Source organism: Pseudomonas parasichuanensis (genome assembly GCF_021601385.1).
Classification (GTDB): domain Bacteria; phylum Pseudomonadota; class Gammaproteobacteria; order Pseudomonadales; family Pseudomonadaceae; genus Aquipseudomonas; species Aquipseudomonas parasichuanensis.
In genome coordinates this window covers 206,890-222,958 of sequence record NZ_BQHO01000001.1, presented here as the reverse complement: position 1 = coordinate 222,958, position 16,069 = coordinate 206,890, and the positions used below count along the sequence as shown (strand labels likewise).

Sequence of the window (16,069 nt, the reverse complement as noted above, 5' to 3'; positions counted from 1 at the left end):
GCAGGATTTATCTGAGCTGCAGCAACGCCGCGTTGGCCAACTTGACCAGTTCGATCCATTCACTAGCACTTATCACTCCAGAATGCTCCAGCGCTTCGGCACTGCGCAGCGCCTGGTCGTAGTCATCCTCGTGGAGGATGCCCTCTGCGAGATAGCGACTGCGCCACTCCAGCATCGCTGCAGTGTCTTTCTTGCATTCCATAGTGTGAATTGACTCCAAGGCAGGTGATCGGCCCGTGTTCCCGGGCCCTTTTGACGGGGGCGGGAGACTACACGAGCACCTTGCACTTGAGAATGACTTGCAGCTACCGCCCGTCTAGACGATTGCGGCAGGCGGCCAAGGAGGCCGGGAGGGAATCGAGCCCGCCTTGATACCAGGCGGGCTAAAGGGAGAACGCGTGGGGGTTTCAGCCCGGCGGAATGGTACCCAGCAAACCGATCATGATAGTCAGCAGCAGAAAACCACCCAGGAACAGAGCAAGCTTGCCCATCGGAACCTCTACAAGTGTGATGAAGGAACAGCGGGGCTGGCTGATACGGGTGCAGAGCAGCGCAACCGGCCCAGTGTTTACCGGTTCGCAAGCGCCGGGCCTGGAAGGTATTGTCGGCTCGGCGCTGATACGGTTACAGATTCAGGTTCGCGGAAAAAAAGCAGATCAGATGATCCTTCATCCGCCTCTGCCTTACCCCTGTTCACTGCATAAAGACCGCCTGGACTGCCACGTCGCATTGATCAGTCCAACAAGCGCAGCTTCTCCTGTGGCAACCAGCCCAGTTCGCCGTTGCGCAAGTTACGGCACCACAGCCAGCCATTCAGTGGCCGCAGCCCCTCAACCTGCTGACCCGGGTCGATGTCCAGTTCATGGGCACAATAGGCCTCTACCGCCCTGCCCCGGTCGACGCCAATCCGCTCGATCACCTGCGCCGGCACCCAACCCGGCGCTTGCCCGGCACAACTGCACAGGTACCAGTCCTGCCATGGCTCCTCGCCTTCGTAGCGCTGACCGATGTCCAGCAGCGTGCCCCCGGCGAAGGTGATGGGGGCTGGATATTCACTGCGATGGTGCTCAATGACGACGTACTTCACATGCCTCTCCCTGGCGGTAAAAAGCGTCGATGCTAGCAGAAACCACCAGGGCAGGAGCGCCGGAGCCACTGGGCGCCCTCGCGACTCAATTGCAACATTTAGTTTCGCCGCCAACGAGGTCGTCCTACACCGTCGAGTTAGTTATCGACACTGCGTGTAGTACTCAAGCCAAAGCACGCGAGGGCTTAGAGAGTGAATAACGAAGAGCACCCCAAAACCAAGCTCTGAATTATCAGTAGGAATAATCCGATAAGTCTGTAGTCGAGTGATCGCAAATTCAGGACGCGTGTATGAATGATCAGTATTGGCACGTGGAATGAGCTGATACCTTCGTTAGCTCTTACAACGGCAAGGAAGCCCACCACATGAGACCGACATGGATCAGTTCCACACCTCCGCCCTCGCACTGCAAAAACACCTGTTGAACCTGCGCCAGGAGCTGGTAAGGCTAAAAGCACAGGGCCAACTGGAAAAGGCAGATCACCTTGCCGGGCTCATCGCCCATATCGAACTGACACTGGCGGACATGGCCTCGCCTTTCAGATCACCTACGTTGCAGTAAGGAAGCGCCAGAGACAGCAACCATGGCGCCGATGCTGCCGTTCACGCGTTATCCCTGCTCCCGCTGCCTGTAGCGCCTCCCTCTACAAGCCCAGCGCGTTGCCTCCGGCCGGCGCGCTGCGGACCATCCCCCTCAACGCAAGGCCCACCGCCACCGCCTAGAGGACGCCCAGCATGGCTGCCAAGACCCAGCCCCCACCAAGCAGCAGCACCGCACGTTCTTGTGCATCGCCGTCGCAAGCGCCGGCACTGACGGCTGCCCCAAAGCAGTACGTGATACCCCCCAAGGAACTGACCGCCCCTCAACACACAGGGAATGACCTCCATGCCTGATCGCCTCGAAACCTGGGCCTTCCTGGCCAAATGGCTCGAACAGAACTGGCCGGGCCTGTATGCCGCCCTGCTCGCCGCCTTCATCGCTGCGCTGCGCGTGGCCTATGGCGGCGGCAAGCTCCGCCAGTTGGTGATCGAAGCACCGTTGTGCGGTGCGCTTGCCTTGTGCGCCAGCCACGGGCTGTCGCTGATCGGCATCCCGCTTACCGCCGCCCCATTCTTCGGCGGCCTCATCGGCCTGCTGGGCGTTGAGTTCGTCCGTTGCGCCGCGCAGAAAACCTTGACCCGCAAGGAGCAAATTCGATGATCCTCAAGTACGGTGACCGTTCCCAGGTTGTCCGCAACCTGCAACGCGACCTCAATACCCAAGGCAGCAAGCTGTTTCTCGATGGTGTGTATGGCGACGCTACCGAGGCCGCTGTCCGCGCCTACCAGCTCAAAGTGGGGCTGGTGAGTGACGGCGTGGCCGGCCCCAAAACCCTGGCCAGCCTGCAAGGCGCCGACACCGGCAAGCTGCTCAAGCACGCCGACCTGGTGCAGGCCTCCGGGCGACTGGGGGTGCCGGTGGCCACGCTCTACGCCCTGAACGAAGTCGAGTCGAAGGGCCGCGGGTTCCTCGACAACGGCAAGCCGGTGATCCTGTTCGAGCGCCACGTCATGCACCAACGCCTGCGGCAACGCGCCGTAGCGCTTGCCCGCGTCTATCCCGCCCTGGTCAACCCCAAACCGGGCGGTTACATCGGCGGAACCGCCGAGCACCAGCGCCTCAGCCAGGCGCGCCAGCTCGATGACATCGCTGCGCTGGAGTCGGCCAGTTGGGGCGCCTTCCAGGTGATGGGCTACCACTGGCAACGGCTTGGTTATGCCTGCATCCACTCCTTTGTCGAGGCGATGCAGCGCAGCGAAGCGGACCATCTGGAGGCACTGATGCGCTTCATCGAGGCCGACGCCAGGCTGCACAAGGCCTTGAAAGAGCTGCAATGGAGCATGGTCGCCAAGCGCTACAACGGCCCCGACTACAGGCGCAACCTGTATGACGTAAAGCTCGAGCGCGCCTTCGAGCGGCACCAGGGCCGAACGCAGGTGGCGGCGTGATGGCGCTGCGCAGCGGCATGCTGGCCGTCGCCCTGCTGGCCGTTGGTACCACCACGCTGTGGGGTTGGCGCCAACACCAACAAATGGCCATCGCCGAGGCCACCAACCAACACCTGCAGGACCAACGCGACCGTGCCCTGCAAGACCGCAACCGCCATCTGGCCACCACCCACCAACTCAAATCCGAACTGGAGCGCGAGCGCGACAGCCAGGCCAAGCTGCTCGTGCTCCAGGGCGAGTTACGCCAAGGCCTTGCCAGACGCGAGCGCCTGATCGAGGCCCTCAAGCATGAAAACCAGCAACTCCAAGATTGGGCTGACCAGCCTCTACCTGACGCTGCTCGCCGGCTGCGCCAGCGCCCCGCCCTCACCGGCGCCGACGCTTATCGTCAATGGCTGTCCGCTGGTCGTCCCTTGCCAACTGCCAGCGACCACGCCGACCCGCAACGCCAACCTGCTCACTGACCAGGAGCGCACCGAACTGGCCTGGGCCGAATGTGCTGCGCAGGTGGACCGCGTCTACCAGTATCAGATGACCAATGAGCAGACCCGATAGCCTGCGCGAGCGACTGCCCGACCAGGTGCCCTGATACCCATGCCATGGATTTCGAAGCGTTGAACCTGGGAAGGAATAGACGGTACCCACCACACGCATTTTTCTCATCGACCTTGCGCCCCTCCTCCTCCCGTAGCTTTACCCGCACCTTGATCGTCGAGATAATGGCACTTTGAAATCAATCCCTTACCAGCAGTAGGCATTACACGGAGTTCGCATGAATCAAGCACAAGCCCCCGGGTTTTCTCCTCGCACCAGCCAGATTACTTCGCTGGCTGCCAGGATCATGACCGGCCTGGGCGTTGTCCTGGGCGGTATGTGGGCAATCATCACCTACCTGGTGCCCGACCCAAGCGTATTCGGTTTCGGCTTCATTAACTGGCGCAACATCGTACTGCTGGTCAGCGTATTCACCGTGCTCGGCGCGCTTTCGCTCTGCTGGCAAATCCGCAACTTGCCGAAGATGCTCCACGCAGCAGCCCTCACCCTGCTGATAGCGGGCTTGTCGTTCGTCTTTTTCATTCTTGGCACCGAATACGCCAAGCCGACGTTCGAGTTCGCCAAGGTTCAATCGATGGTCGTCGAGAACGACGGCAACAACCTGTTGGGCAAGCGCATGGAAGTGGTGGACGGCGTGCGTATCGAGTTGGTGGGTTGCGAGAATATCGGCCGCTATCCCAACTGCACCTTCACGCTCACCAACCTGGACATGGACCGCGACTTCCGGTTTGAGAACGCCAGCCGGTTCTTCGACGAGTCCGGTGCGCCGGTGTCGATCAAGGAGCTGCGGGTGGGCCAACAACCGGTCAGCTTCTGGAATGGCTTCCAGATCCTGCGCAATGTGCCGACCACGGTGAGTCTGGTGTTCCAGGAAACCGACCGAAAGGTCGAGCACAGCCCGTCGATCAAGCTGATGATCTCGACGCGGGACAACGGCAGCCAGGCCCTCAAGTTCAACGATGTGACCTTGAAGTGAGTACCCTGTCGCCCATTTGAAATGGCTTCGGCTGCCTGGTATGCACGTTGCCATCGAAGCCCCAGCGGTGAGTTTGCACTCGCCGTTACTACTGCTGGGGCACACCAAGGGCGACATTACTGAGCGTGTTTATCGCCGAGTTGGAGCCTTGGCAAAACCCACCAAGTAGGAAAGTATCGGAAGCGCTTCCGATATAAACCATTCCCAAGGGTGTTCCCACGTGTCGTTTTTCTATGCCCCAAAAACGCAAAAAGCCCTGAATAATCAGGGCTTTGAATGTGGCGGAAGCGTAGAGATTCGAACTCTAGGATAGTTGCCCATCGACGGTTTTCAAGACCGTTGCCTTAAACCACTCGGCCACGCTTCCAGCTGTTTTGCGGCGGCAATAATACCTTAATGAAACAAGCTGTCAAACTCTCTGTGTCGCGGGTTGCGACAGCTCTGGTATGCTCCAGCAACCATACGTTTCATTCGCCAGGCTTCAACGCCTGGGTACACACCAAAGGAGTGTCGCCATGCGCGAACAGGATTACGCCGTCCACCACGGCCAGCAGGTCGAGCAGCAGGAGATCAGCAAGGTCCTGCGCAACACGTACAGCCTGCTGGCGCTCACCCTCGCCTTCAGTGGCATCATGGCCTTCGTCTCGCAGCAGATGGGCTTCCGCTACCCCAACGTGTTCGTCGTGCTGATCGGCTTCTACGGCCTGTTCTTCCTCACCGCCAAGCTGCGTGATTCGGTCTGGGGCCTGGTGTCCACCTTCGCCCTCACCGGTTTCATGGGCTTCATCCTCGGCCCGATCCTCAACCGCTACCTGGGCATGAGCGGTGGCGCCGAAGTCGTCAGCTCGGCATTCGCCATGACCGCATTGGTCTTCGGCGGCCTGTCGGCCTACGTACTGATCACCCGCAAGGACATGAGCTTCCTCGGCGGTTTCATCACTGCTGGCTTCTTTGTCCTGATGGGCGCCGTGCTGGCCAGCTTCTTCTTCCAGATCAGCGGCCTGCAACTGGCGATCAGCGCCGGCTTCGTGCTGTTCTCGTCGGTCTGCATCCTGTTCCAGACCAGCGCCATCATCCATGGCGGCGAGCGCAACTACATCATGGCCACCATCAGCCTGTATGTGTCGATCTACAACCTGTTCATCAGCCTGCTGCAGCTGTTCGGCATCATGGGCCGCGACGACTGATTCAAACCTCTCGAGCAGCCAGGAAAAGCCCGCTTCGGCGGGCTTTTTCGTGACTGATGGAAAGGCTACACAAACTGACCTTTAAGTCAGCTTCATCTGCGATTGTGACGCTATCTTCCTAACCCCTACCCCTATCGGGATTCAGCCCGTAGAATGCGCTCCTTTTTTCTTCCGGGGCAGTATTTCCCATGAGTTCACACGAACACGGGCCGGGCGCGGCGGCGCCTGCCAACGAACTGGTCCTGGGCCTAGAGGACAAGCCTCGCCTGTTGATCGGCTTGCTGGCGGCACTTCAGCACCTGCTGGCGATCATCGTGCCGATCGTTACCCCTGGGCTGCTGATCTGCCAGGCGCTGGGGGTCTCGCCTCGCGATACCAACCTGATTGTGTCCATGTCGCTGGTGATCTCCGGCATCGCCACCTTCGTGCAATGCAAGCGCTTTGGGCCGTTCGGCGCCGGCTTGCTGATCGTGCAGGGCACCAGCTTCAACTTTGTTGGCCCGCTGATCGCGGGCGGCGCACTGATGGTCAAGCAGGGCACGCCGGTGGAAGGCGTGATGGCGGCCATCTTTGGCGTGGTCATTGCCGGCTCGTTCGTAGAGATGGGCGTTTCGCGCATCCTGCCCTTCGTCAAGCGCCTGATCACCCCGCTGGTCACCGGTATCGTCGTGCTGATGATCGGCCTGACCCTGATCAAGGTCGGCCTGATCAGCATGGGCGGCGGCTTCGGCGCCATGGCCAACGGCACCTTCGCCAACGGCGAGAACCTGCTGCTGTCGGGTGTGGTGCTGGCGATCATCGTGATCCTCAACCGTATCCCGGTGGTGTGGATGCGCAGCTGCGCCATCGTCATTGCCCTGGCCGTGGGCTATGCCCTGGCCGGCTACCTGGGCCGCCTGGACTTCACTGGCATGCACCAGGCCGCGCTGTTCCAGGTACCGACGCCGCTGCACTTTGGCGTGAGTTTCTCCTGGGCGCTGTTCATTCCGATGCTGGTGATCTACCTGGTCACCTCGCTGGAAGCCATCGGTGATGTCACCGCCACCAGCAAGGTCTCGCGCCAACCGGTCGAAGGCCCGGTGTGGATGCAGCGGATCAAGGGCGGGGTACTGGTCAACGGCGCCAACTCGCTACTGGCCGGCGTGTTCAACACCTTCCCCAGCTCGATCTTCGCCCAGAACAACGGCGTCATTCAGCTGACCGGCATTGCCAGCCGCCATATCGGTATCTGGATCGCCGCCATGCTGGTCCTGCTGGGCCTGTTCCCCAGCGTTGCCGGGGTTATCCAGGCGGTGCCGGAGCCGGTGCTGGGCGGTGCGGCCATGGTGATGTTCGGTGCAGTCGCCGCATCGGGTATCAACATCCTCGCCAGCACCCGCCTCGACCGCCGGGCGTTGCTGATCATTTCCGTGTCGCTGGCCCTGGGCCTTGGCGTGGCTCAGGTGCCGGAGTTCCTCGCACACATGCCGGCGGCATTGCGTAACGTGCTGGAGTCGGGCGTCGCCACCGGTGGCATCTGCGCCCTGGTGCTCAACTGGTTCCTGCCGGAGAGCAAGGAACAAGCCTGACCGATCACGGCCTTGCAGACAGAGCCCGCGCCCACCAGCGCGGGCTTTTTGCTTTATCATGGCCGCATTCCTTTACACGGGTTTTCCATGAAATTCGCCATTGCGGTCTTTTCCCCGGCGCATGCGCCCTCCTCGCGTCGCGCCCTGCGCTTCGCCGAGGCGGCACTGGCCGGCGGGCATGAAGTTGCTCGGCTGTTCTTCTATCAGGACGGGGTGCACAGCGCCTCGGCCAATATCGTCGCGCCACAGGATGAACTCGACGTGGCCAATCAATGGCGCACGTTCATCAGCGAGCACCAACTCGACGCCGTGGTCTGCATTGCTGCCGCCCTGCGCAGGGGCGTGCTCAATGAAGAAGAAGCCAACCGTTACCAGCGCCCGGCCGTGAACCTGCCAGCACCTTGGGAACTGTCGGGGCTGGGCCAGTTGCACGAAGCCGCACAGGTTGCCGACCGCCTGATCTGTTTTGGGGGGGATTGAAATGGCCAAATCGCTTCTGATCATCAGCCGCAAGGCGCCGTGGAGTGGCCCGTCCGCACGCGAAGCCCTGGATATTGCCCTGGCCGGCGGTGCGTTCGACCTGCCGCTGGGCATGCTTTTCCTCGACGACGGGGTGTTCCAGCTGACCAACGAACAGCACCCGGACGCCCTGCAACAGAAAAACCTGGCCGCCAACCTCCAGGCCTTGCCGATGTTCGGCGTCGAGGAGCTGTTCGCCTGCAGCCACAGCCTGGCCCGCCGCGGCCTGGACAGCACCACGCTGGCTTTGCCCGTCGAGATCCTCGACGATGCCGCACTGGCCGCGTTGATCGCCCGTTTCGACCAGGTGGTAACCCTCTGATGACGACCCTGCACGTAATTGCCCACTCGCCTTTCGCGGACGAGCGCCTGGCCAGCTGCCTGCGCCTGCTCGGCCCGCAAGACGCGGTATTGCTGTGTGGCGACGCCACCTATGCACTTAAAACCGGTAGCGAGCCCCTGCGCGCCTTGCAAGCCGCCAACCTGCAAGACCGCCTGTTCGCCCTGGACGAAGACCTGCACGCCCGTGCCCTCTCCAGCCCACTGGCCAAGGCCGTGGACTACCCGGCCTTCATCGAACTCACCCTGCACTATGACAAGGTCAACAGCTGGCTATGAGCACCCTGACTGTTGGCGATCGCGCCATCGCCCTGGACAAGGACGGCTTCCTGGTCGACCTGCAGGACTGGTCTCACGAGGTCGCCGAATCGCTCGCGGCCCGTGAAGATATCGCCCTCACCACCGACCATTGGGAAATCCTCGAGCTGTTGCGCCAGTTCTACGCCGAGTACCAGCTGTCGCCAGCCACCCGCCCGCTGATCAAGTACACCGCGCTCAAGCTGGGCGCGGAAAAGGGCAACAGCCCGCACCTGAACCGCCTGTTCAATGGCACTCCCGCCAAACTTGCCGCCAAGCTGGCGGGCCTGCCCAAGCCGACCAACTGCATATGAACGCACCCCGCCCGCTCACCCTGGAAACACCGACCGAACACCCCTTCGCCGAATTCGTGCGCATTCTGGGCAAAGGCAAGCGCGGCGCCCGCGGCCTGACCCGCGAGGAAGCGCGCGCAGCCATGACCCTGCTGCTCGAAGACAAGGTCGAGGACACCCAGCTCGGCGCCTTCCTGATGCTGCTGCGGCACAAGGAGGAAAGCGCCGAGGAGCTGGCGGGTTTCACCGAGGCCTTGCGCGCCCACCTGCAGGCGCCACGCATCAACGTCGACCTGGACTGGCCGAGCTACGCCGGCAAGAAGCGCCACCTGCCCTGGTACCTGCTGGCGGCCAAGTGCCTGGCCGGTAATGGCGCACGCATCCTGATGCACGGCGGCGGCGCCCACACCGCCGGGCGCCTGTACACCGAGCAACTGCTCGGCCTGCTGGACATCCCGCTGTGTCGCGACTGGGCAACCGTTGCGCACACGCTGGACAGTCACCAGCTGGCCTTCTTCCCACTGCAGGACTGGGCGCCGCAGTTGCAGCGCATGATCGACCTGCGCAACACCCTCGGCCTGCGCTCACCGATCCACTCGCTGGCACGGGTACTCAACCCCCTCGCCGCGCGCTGTGGCCTGCAAAGCATCTTCCACCCCGGTTACCAGGCCGTGCACCGCGAGGCCAGCCGGCTGCTGGGCGACCACGCACTGGTGATCAAGGGGGACGGTGGCGAGATCGAGATCAACCCGGATGTCACCAGCCATCTGTATGGCACTTCGGCCGGTGATGCCTGGGACGAGGAGTGGCCTGCCATGAGCGCCCAGCGCCATGTGAAGCCCGCCAGCCTGCAACCGGAGCACCTGCTTGCCGTCTGGCGCGGCGAAGCCGAAGACAGCTACGGCGAAATGGCCGTGATCGCGACCATGGCCCTGGCGTTGCGTGGCCTGGGCCACGACCGCGAGCTGGCATTCAGTACCGCCCGCGCCTACTGGGCCACCCGCGGAAACATCAAATAAACAGATCTGTTAGCCGCACTCTTTGCGCTATTCGTTCGAACGCATTGCTCTAGACTGAGCTCCAACGACAAACACTTTGTTCCGAGGAGCTCCAGCATGGGCCTTTTGATCGATGGCCGCTGGCATGACCAGTGGTACCAGACCAGCAAGGACGGCGCCTTCCAGCGCGAGAATTCGCAACGACGCAACCCGCTGCCCGCCCCCGAAGCCGGCCGCTACCACCTGTATGTGTCGCTCGCCTGCCCCTGGGCTCACCGCACGCTGATCGTGCGTGCCATCAAAGGCCTGGAGCCGCTTATCGATGTGTCGGTGGTCAGTTGGCTGATGGGCGAGCATGGCTGGACCTTCGACCAGCAGGAAGGCTCCAGCGGCGACCACCTCGATGCCCTGCAGTACCTGCACCAGCGTTACACCCAGGACGACCCGCACTACACCGGGCGCGTGACCGTGCCTGTACTGTGGGACAAACAGGAAAAGCGCATCGTCAACAACGAGTCGTCCGAGATCATCCGTATCTTCAACTCGGCATTCGACGAGCTGACCGGCAACACCCTGGACCTTTACCCAGCCCCGCTACGCACCACCATCGATGCACTCAACGAGCGCATTTACCCGGCCGTGAACAACGGTGTTTACCGCGCAGGTTTCGCCACCACGCAGGACGCCTACGAAACGGCGTTCGATGAGGTGTTCAATGAGCTGGATTATCTGGAAGGGCTGCTGGCTCGCCAGCGCTACCTGGCCGGCGAACATCTGACCGAAGCCGACGTGCGCCTGTTCACCACACTGGTGCGTTTCGACGCGGTGTACCACGGCCATTTCAAGTGCAACCTGCGCCGCCTGAGCGACTACCCGAACCTGTCCAACTGGCTGCGTGAGCTCTACCAGTGGCCGGGGGTGGCGGGCACGGTGGATATGGAGCATATCCAGAAGCACTACTACATGAGCCACAAGACCATCAACCCGAACGGGATTGTGCCAAAAGGGCCGCTGCAGGATTTCAATCAGCCACATGACCGGGAACGGTTGCCGGGGAAAGGGATCTGGAAGGCTTGAGAAAGCCGGGGCTGCTTTGCAGCCCTATCGCGGCACAAGGCCGCTCCTACAGGGATCGTGTAGGAGCGGCCTTGTGTCGCGAAAGGGCCGCGAGGCGGCACCAACGATTTCAGCTGTCTTGCGAACCTTCAAACCACGCCAGCTTCTCGCGCAACTGCACCACTTCCCCGACGATCACCAGGGTCGGTGCATGCACCTCATGCCGGGCCACCAGTTCAGGCAAATCAGCCAAGGTACCGGTGAACACCCGCTGGTTGCGCGTGGTCCCCTGCTGCACCAGCGCCGCAGGTGTGCTGGCCGCGCGGCCATGGCGGATCAGCTCGGCACAGATGGTCGGCAGCCCCACCAGCCCCATGTAGAACACCAGGGTTTGCGCAGGCGCCACCAGGTCGTGCCAGGGCAGGTTGCTGGTGCCATCCTTCAGGTGGCCGGTCACGAAGCGTACCGACTGGGCATAGTCGCGGTGGGTCAGCGGAATACCGCCGTAGGCGGAACAACCGCTGGCCGCAGTGATGCCAGGCACCACCTGGAACGGGATGCCCTGTTCGGCCAGTTCCTCGATTTCTTCGCCACCCCGGCCAAAGATGAACGGGTCACCGCCCTTGAGCCGCAACACGCGCTTACCCTGCTGGGCCAGGTCGACCAGCAACCGGTTGATCTGGTCCTGCGGCACACTGTGATCGGCGCGGCGCTTGCCGACGTAGATACGCTCGGCGTCGCGCCGGCACATCTCGATGATGGCCGGCGCCACCAACCGGTCGTACAGCACCACGTCGGCCTGCTGCATCAGGCGCAGGGCACGGAAGGTCAGCAGGTCCGGGTCACCCGGGCCGGCACCGACCAGATACACCTCGCCCCCCTGCTGCACCGGCGCGCCGTCGACCATCGCCTGCAACAGGCGTTCGGCCTCGGCACCCTGCCCAGCCAGCTGGCGCTCGGCGATCGGCCCCTGGAATACGTTCTCCCAAAAACCACGGCGCTGGTTGACGTCAGGGTACAAGGCCTTGACCTTGTGCCGGAAGCGCGCGGCCAGGCCTGCCAATTCGCCATAGGCCGATGGGATCCAGGCCTCCAGCTTGGCGCGGATCAACCGTGCCAGCACCGGGGCATCGCCACCGCTGGAGACCGCCAACACCAAGGGTGAGCGGTCGACGATGGCGGGGAAGATCACCGTGCACAGGGCCGGCGCGTCAACCACATTGACCGGCAGGCTGCGCGCCTGCGCATCCGCCGAGACCTGGGCATTGAGGCCCGGGTCATCGGTGGCCGCGATCACCAGACGACAGCCGTCCAGGTCCGACGGCTGATAGCCGCGCACCAGCACCTCGCCACCGCCCTCACGGGCCATTGCCGCGAGCTGGCCGTCGACCTCCGGCGCCACCACCCGCAGCGCGGCGCCGGCATCGGCCAGCAGGCGCGCTTTGCGCAGGGCGATCTCGCCACCGCCGACGACCAGTACGCGGCCGCCCTGCAGCTTATGGAACAGCGGCAGGTAATCCATCTCAGCGAATGACCTCGACGCCACCCATGTACGGCTTGAGCACTTCCGGCACACGGATCGAGCCGTCGGCCTGCTGGTAGTTCTCCAGCACCGCCACCAGGGTACGGCCTACGGCCAGGCCGGAACCGTTGAGGGTGTGCACCAGCTCCGGCTTGCCGGTTTCCGGGTTGCGCCAGCGCGCCTGCATGCGGCGGGCCTGGAAGTCACCGCAGTTGGAGCAGGAGCTGATTTCGCGGTACTTGTCCTGGCTCGGGACCCACACTTCCAGGTCGTAGGTTTTCACCGCGCCGAAGCCCATGTCGCCGGTGCACAGCGCCAGCACGCGATACGGCAGCTCCAGCAGCTGGAGCACACGCTCGGCGTTGGCGGTCAGGCCTTCGAGGGCTTCCATGGATTTTGCCGGCTCCACCACCTGTACCATCTCGACCTTGTCGAACTGGTGCTGGCGGATCATGCCACGGGTGTCGCGGCCCGAGGCACCGGCCTCGCTGCGGAAGCATGGGGTGTGGGCAACCAGCTTGAGCGGCAGCTGCTTGGCGTCGAGGATCTGGTCGGCCACCAGGTTGGTCAGCGAGACCTCGGCGGTCGGAATCAGGTAGAAGTCGGCCTCGCCTTCACGGCTGATCTTGAACAGGTCTTCCTCGAACTTCGGCAGCTGGCCGGTGCCCTGCAGGGCCGGGGCCTGCACCAGGTAAGGGGTGTAGTGCTCTTCGTAGCCATGCTCGCCGGTGTGCAGGTTGATCATGAACTGCGCCAGGGCGCGGTGCAGGCGGGCAATCGGGCCGCGCAGCACGGCGAAGCGGGCGCCGGACAGCTTGGCCGCCGCCTCGAAGTCCAGGCCACCGCTGATTTCGCCCAGGGCCACGTGGTCCTTGATCTCGAAGTCGAAGGCTTGCGGGGTGCCCCAGCGGCGCACTTCGACGTTGTCGTCTTCGCTGGCGCCGACCGGCACGCTGGCGTCCGGCAGGTTGGGGATGGTCAGCAGGATGCCGTCCAGCTCGGCCTGGATGCCGTCCAGTTCGACCTTGCCGGCGGCCAGCTCGTTGGCCATGCGCTCGACGTCGGCCATCAGCGGGGCGATGTCCTCACCCTTGGCCTTGGCCTGGCCGATGGACTTGGAGCGGGTGTTACGCTCGGCCTGCAGCTGCTCGGTACGGGTCTGCACTGCCTTGCGGCGCTCTTCCAGTGATTCGATGCGCGCGACATCCAGGCTGAAGCCACGGGAGGCCAGGCGATCCGCCACTTCCTGAAGTTGGCCGCGTAACAGTTTGGAATCGAGCATGTCGTTCTCTCGTTATAGGTAGGTGTTGGTTCAGAATCGGGTCAGGGTGAGGCCGGCCCAGGTTGCAAGCAGCCCGCCCACCACGCTAATACCGGTATAGCCCAAGGCTAGCGGAACCTGCCCGCTTTCGAGCAGGCGCACGGTATCCAGGGAAAAAGAAGAAAAGGTGGTCAGGCCACCGAGAAAACCGACGATCAGCCCAGCGCGCAGCTCCACCGGTACCATGGGTTTGTGCAGGAACAGGCCGTACAGCAGGCCGATCAGCAGGCAGCCCACCAGGTTGACCGCCAGCGTACCGAGATAGAAATGCTTCGGCCAGTTGGCTGCTACCCAGTTGGAGGTGGCAAAGCGCAGCAGGGTGCCGGCGATGCCGCCGGCGCTGACGGCGGCGATGAGTGCGATCACGGTTTTCTCCGTTGACGGGGGCTGGTGCGGTCGAGCTCGGCCAAGTGACGCAGCTTTTCGCCGATCTTCAGCTCCAGCCCACGTGGCACCGGCTGGTAGTACTGGCGCGGTTCCAGTTGCTCGGGGAAATAGTCCTCACCGGCGGCATAGGCATCCGGCTCGTCGTGGGCGTAGCGGTATTCCTCGCCGTAACCGAGCTGCTTCATCAGCTTGGTCGGGGCATTGCGCAGGTGCAGCGGCACCTCCAGCGAACCGTGCTCGGCTGCTTCGCGCATGGCTGCCTTGAAGCCCATGTACACCGCGTTGCTTTTTGGTGCGCAAGCGATGTAGGTGATGGCCTGGGCCACTGCCAGCTCGCCTTCCGGGCTGCCCAGGCGCTCTTGCACGTCCCAGGCCGCCAGGCACAGGCTCAGGGCGCGCGGGTCGGCGTTGCCGATGTCCTCGCTGGCCATGCGCACCACGCGCCGGGCGATGTACAGCGGGTCGCAGCCGCCGTCGAGCATGCGCGCGTACCAGTACAACGCGCCGTCGGGGTTGGAACCACGCACCGACTTGTGCAGTGCCGAGATCTGGTCATAGAACGCCTCGCCGCCCTTGTCGAAACGACGGCGGCTGTCGCCGAGCAGGCTGTGCAGCATCTCGACGTCGATCTCGCTGCCGTCTTCGGCAAGGTCGGCGGCGTTCTCGAGGAAGTTGAGCATGCGACGGCCATCGCCATCGGCGGCGGCCATGAGCATCTTGAAGGCTTCGTCACTCACGCGCAGGTTACGCTTGCCCAGGCCACGCTCTTCGCTCAGCGCACGGCTGACAAGTTTGTGCAGCGCCGTCTCGTCCAGGCTCTTGAGCACGTACACCCGGGCCCGCGACAGCAGCGCGTTGTTCAGCTCGAAGGACGGGTTTTCGGTGGTGGCGCCAATGAACAGCAGCGTGCCGTCCTCCACGTAGGGCAGGAAAGCGTCCTGTTGTGACTTGTTGAAGCGGTGCACCTCGTCGACAAACAGAATGGTGCGCCGCCCGTACTGGCCAGCCTGCTGCTTGGCCACCTCGACCGCCTGGCGAATCTCCTTCACCCCGGCCAGTACCGCCGAGACCGTTTCGAAGTGCGCATCGCAGAACTGCGCCAGCAGCCGCGCCAGGGTGGTCTTGCCCACCCCGGGCGGTCCCCAGAAGATCATCGAATGCAGCGCACCCTGCTCCAGCGCCTCGCGCAGCGGCTTGCCGCGTGCCAGCAGGTGCTCCTGGCCGACGTACTCGTCCAGGTTGGACGGGCGCAACCGGGCGGCCAGGGGCTGGGCAACGGGTTCGCTTCGAAACAGGTCCATCACGGGCTCCGCTTACTCCTTGATGACGTCCGCGCCTTTGGGGATGTCGAACTTGAAGGTGCTGTCCGGCACCGCCTGGTTGGCCTTGACGCCATTGAACAGGATGTTGGTGCGCTGGCCAACGCTGTCGACCAGTTGCATGTCGTTGATCAGGCCTTTGCGGAACGACACGCGCAGCGAGTCGAACAGGGTGTCCTTGGTCTTGGGTTTCAGGGTGAAGTCCATGACTTCGCCCTGCTCCTTGGAGGTAATGTCGAAGCTCTGGCTGATCTTCGACACGTCACCGGACAACAGCAATGCCGGGGTCTGGTTCAGGCGCACGTCGAGCTTCTTGATGGTGGCCTGTTCCAGGTCCGGGTCCCACAGGGTGACGTTCTTGCCGTCGGACACCACCACCTGCTCCTGCGGCGCGTTGGTGTGCCAGTAGAACAGGCCCGGGCGCTTGACGGTCATCTTGCCGGACGTTTCCTGCAGGCTGGTGCCACCGGCATCCAGGGTCAGCTGGGAGAAATTGGCTTCGATGGTCTGCGACTTTTCCAGCAACTGGGTCAGGCGCTGGACGTCCTGTTCGCCAGCATGGGCCGACAGGCTGGCCGCGGCCAGGGCAGAAACCAACAGCATGCGAATCGCGCGCATGGAAATCCTCGTAAAACGGTTAAGGGGCCGGGCGCCTC

At 63.1% G+C, this 16,069-nt stretch carries 20 protein-coding genes, 1 tRNA gene and 1 pseudogene; 14 read left to right on the top strand and 8 right to left on the bottom strand.

Going from position 1 to position 16,069, the window contains the following annotated elements; all coding sequences use genetic code 11:
- Window positions 1–7: 7 nt before the first annotated feature.
- A complete protein-coding gene (locus L6D77_RS01100; RefSeq protein WP_232879829.1) occupies window positions 8–202 on the bottom strand; it encodes a hypothetical protein in 195 nt (64 codons plus the stop codon).
- Between the two features lie 531 nt (window positions 203–733).
- Window positions 734–1,087: an SH3 domain-containing protein gene (locus L6D77_RS01095; RefSeq protein ID WP_232879830.1), complete on the bottom strand. Its 354-nt coding sequence runs from the start codon at window positions 1,085–1,087 to the stop codon at window positions 734–736.
- Between the two features lie 376 nt (window positions 1,088–1,463).
- Here L6D77_RS01095 and L6D77_RS01090 point away from each other — a divergent pair, with 376 nt between their 5' ends.
- The 6 genes and pseudogenes from L6D77_RS01090 (at window position 1,464) to L6D77_RS01065 (ending at window position 4,607) form a co-directional block, all read left to right on the top strand.
- Window positions 1,464–1,649, top strand: a complete 186-nt coding sequence (locus L6D77_RS01090; protein ID WP_232879831.1) for a hypothetical protein — start codon at window positions 1,464–1,466, stop codon at window positions 1,647–1,649.
- A gap of 315 nt (window positions 1,650–1,964) precedes the next feature.
- On the top strand, window positions 1,965–2,288 hold the full coding sequence (locus tag L6D77_RS01085) for a phage holin, lambda family (protein ID WP_232879832.1): 324 nt from the start codon (window positions 1,965–1,967) through the stop codon (window positions 2,286–2,288).
- Window positions 2,285–3,076, top strand: coding sequence for an N-acetylmuramidase domain-containing protein (locus tag L6D77_RS01080; protein WP_232879833.1), 792 nt, complete (start codon window positions 2,285–2,287; stop codon window positions 3,074–3,076). Before L6D77_RS01085 ends, L6D77_RS01080 begins: the two co-directional genes overlap by 4 nt.
- A pseudogene (lysB, locus tag L6D77_RS01075) lies at window positions 3,076–3,489 on the top strand (Rz-like lysis system protein LysB); the annotation flags it as partial. The gene L6D77_RS01080 and the pseudogene lysB, both read left to right, overlap by 1 nt.
- Window positions 3,386–3,631, top strand: coding sequence for an Rz1-like lysis system protein LysC (gene lysC, locus L6D77_RS01070; RefSeq protein ID WP_373870557.1), 246 nt, complete (start codon window positions 3,386–3,388; stop codon window positions 3,629–3,631). The pseudogene lysB and the gene lysC, both read left to right, overlap by 104 nt.
- Before the next feature lie 217 nt (window positions 3,632–3,848).
- A complete protein-coding gene (locus L6D77_RS01065) occupies window positions 3,849–4,607 on the top strand; it encodes a hypothetical protein (protein WP_232879835.1) in 759 nt (252 codons plus the stop codon).
- Between the two features lie 279 nt (window positions 4,608–4,886).
- Here L6D77_RS01065 and L6D77_RS01060 read toward each other — a convergent pair.
- Window positions 4,887–4,974, bottom strand: a tRNA-Ser gene (locus L6D77_RS01060).
- A gap of 148 nt (window positions 4,975–5,122) precedes the next feature.
- Between L6D77_RS01060 and L6D77_RS01055 the strand changes: the two genes are divergently transcribed.
- The 8 genes from L6D77_RS01055 (at window position 5,123) to L6D77_RS01020 (ending at window position 10,885) form a co-directional block, all read left to right on the top strand.
- A complete protein-coding gene (locus L6D77_RS01055) occupies window positions 5,123–5,794 on the top strand; it encodes a Bax inhibitor-1/YccA family protein (RefSeq protein WP_232879836.1) in 672 nt (223 codons plus the stop codon).
- A 188-nt stretch (window positions 5,795–5,982) separates the two neighbouring features.
- A complete protein-coding gene (locus tag L6D77_RS01050) occupies window positions 5,983–7,362 on the top strand; it encodes a nucleobase:cation symporter-2 family protein (protein WP_125859264.1) in 1,380 nt (459 codons plus the stop codon).
- An 87-nt stretch (window positions 7,363–7,449) separates the two neighbouring features.
- Entirely contained in the window at window positions 7,450–7,842 is a 393-nt protein-coding gene (gene tusD / locus L6D77_RS01045; protein ID WP_232879837.1) for a sulfurtransferase complex subunit TusD, read from the top strand.
- A gap of 1 nt (window position 7,843) precedes the next feature.
- On the top strand, window positions 7,844–8,203 hold the full coding sequence (gene tusC, locus L6D77_RS01040) for a sulfurtransferase complex subunit TusC (RefSeq protein WP_232879838.1): 360 nt from the start codon (window positions 7,844–7,846) through the stop codon (window positions 8,201–8,203).
- The gene (gene tusB / locus L6D77_RS01035) at window positions 8,203–8,499 is read left to right on the top strand and encodes a sulfurtransferase complex subunit TusB (protein WP_232879839.1); all 297 of its coding nucleotides are present in this window, start codon (window positions 8,203–8,205) and stop codon (window positions 8,497–8,499) included. Before tusC ends, tusB begins: the two co-directional genes overlap by 1 nt.
- Window positions 8,496–8,831, top strand: coding sequence for a TusE/DsrC/DsvC family sulfur relay protein (locus L6D77_RS01030; protein WP_232879840.1), 336 nt, complete (start codon window positions 8,496–8,498; stop codon window positions 8,829–8,831). Before tusB ends, L6D77_RS01030 begins: the two co-directional genes overlap by 4 nt.
- Complete coding sequence (locus L6D77_RS01025; protein ID WP_232879841.1) at window positions 8,828–9,829, top strand: glycosyl transferase family protein; 1,002 nt, start codon at window positions 8,828–8,830, stop codon at window positions 9,827–9,829. The genes L6D77_RS01030 and L6D77_RS01025 overlap by 4 nt, the downstream gene beginning before the upstream one ends.
- 96 nt (window positions 9,830–9,925) lie before the next feature.
- A complete protein-coding gene (locus L6D77_RS01020; protein WP_232879842.1) occupies window positions 9,926–10,885 on the top strand; it encodes a glutathione S-transferase family protein in 960 nt (319 codons plus the stop codon).
- A 109-nt stretch (window positions 10,886–10,994) separates the two neighbouring features.
- On the opposite strand, the gene cysG is transcribed toward L6D77_RS01020, so the two are convergent.
- The 5 genes from cysG to lolA are packed head-to-tail and all read right to left on the bottom strand — an operon-like array spanning window position 10,995 to window position 16,031.
- On the bottom strand, window positions 10,995–12,386 hold the full coding sequence (cysG, locus tag L6D77_RS01015) for a siroheme synthase CysG (protein ID WP_232879843.1): 1,392 nt from the start codon (window positions 12,384–12,386) through the stop codon (window positions 10,995–10,997).
- A gap of 1 nt (window position 12,387) precedes the next feature.
- The gene (gene serS / locus L6D77_RS01010; protein ID WP_232879844.1) at window positions 12,388–13,668 is read right to left on the bottom strand and encodes a serine--tRNA ligase; all 1,281 of its coding nucleotides are present in this window, start codon (window positions 13,666–13,668) and stop codon (window positions 12,388–12,390) included.
- Window positions 13,669–13,698: 30 nt separating this feature from the next.
- A complete protein-coding gene (gene crcB, locus L6D77_RS01005; RefSeq protein ID WP_110993205.1) occupies window positions 13,699–14,073 on the bottom strand; it encodes a fluoride efflux transporter CrcB in 375 nt (124 codons plus the stop codon).
- The gene (locus tag L6D77_RS01000) at window positions 14,070–15,395 is read right to left on the bottom strand and encodes a replication-associated recombination protein A (RefSeq protein ID WP_232879845.1); all 1,326 of its coding nucleotides are present in this window, start codon (window positions 15,393–15,395) and stop codon (window positions 14,070–14,072) included. The genes crcB and L6D77_RS01000 overlap by 4 nt, the downstream gene beginning before the upstream one ends.
- Window positions 15,396–15,407: 12 nt before the next feature.
- Complete coding sequence (gene lolA / locus L6D77_RS00995) at window positions 15,408–16,031, bottom strand: outer membrane lipoprotein periplasmic chaperone LolA (RefSeq protein WP_232879846.1); 624 nt, start codon at window positions 16,029–16,031, stop codon at window positions 15,408–15,410.
- Between the last annotated feature and the right edge of the window lie 38 nt (window positions 16,032–16,069).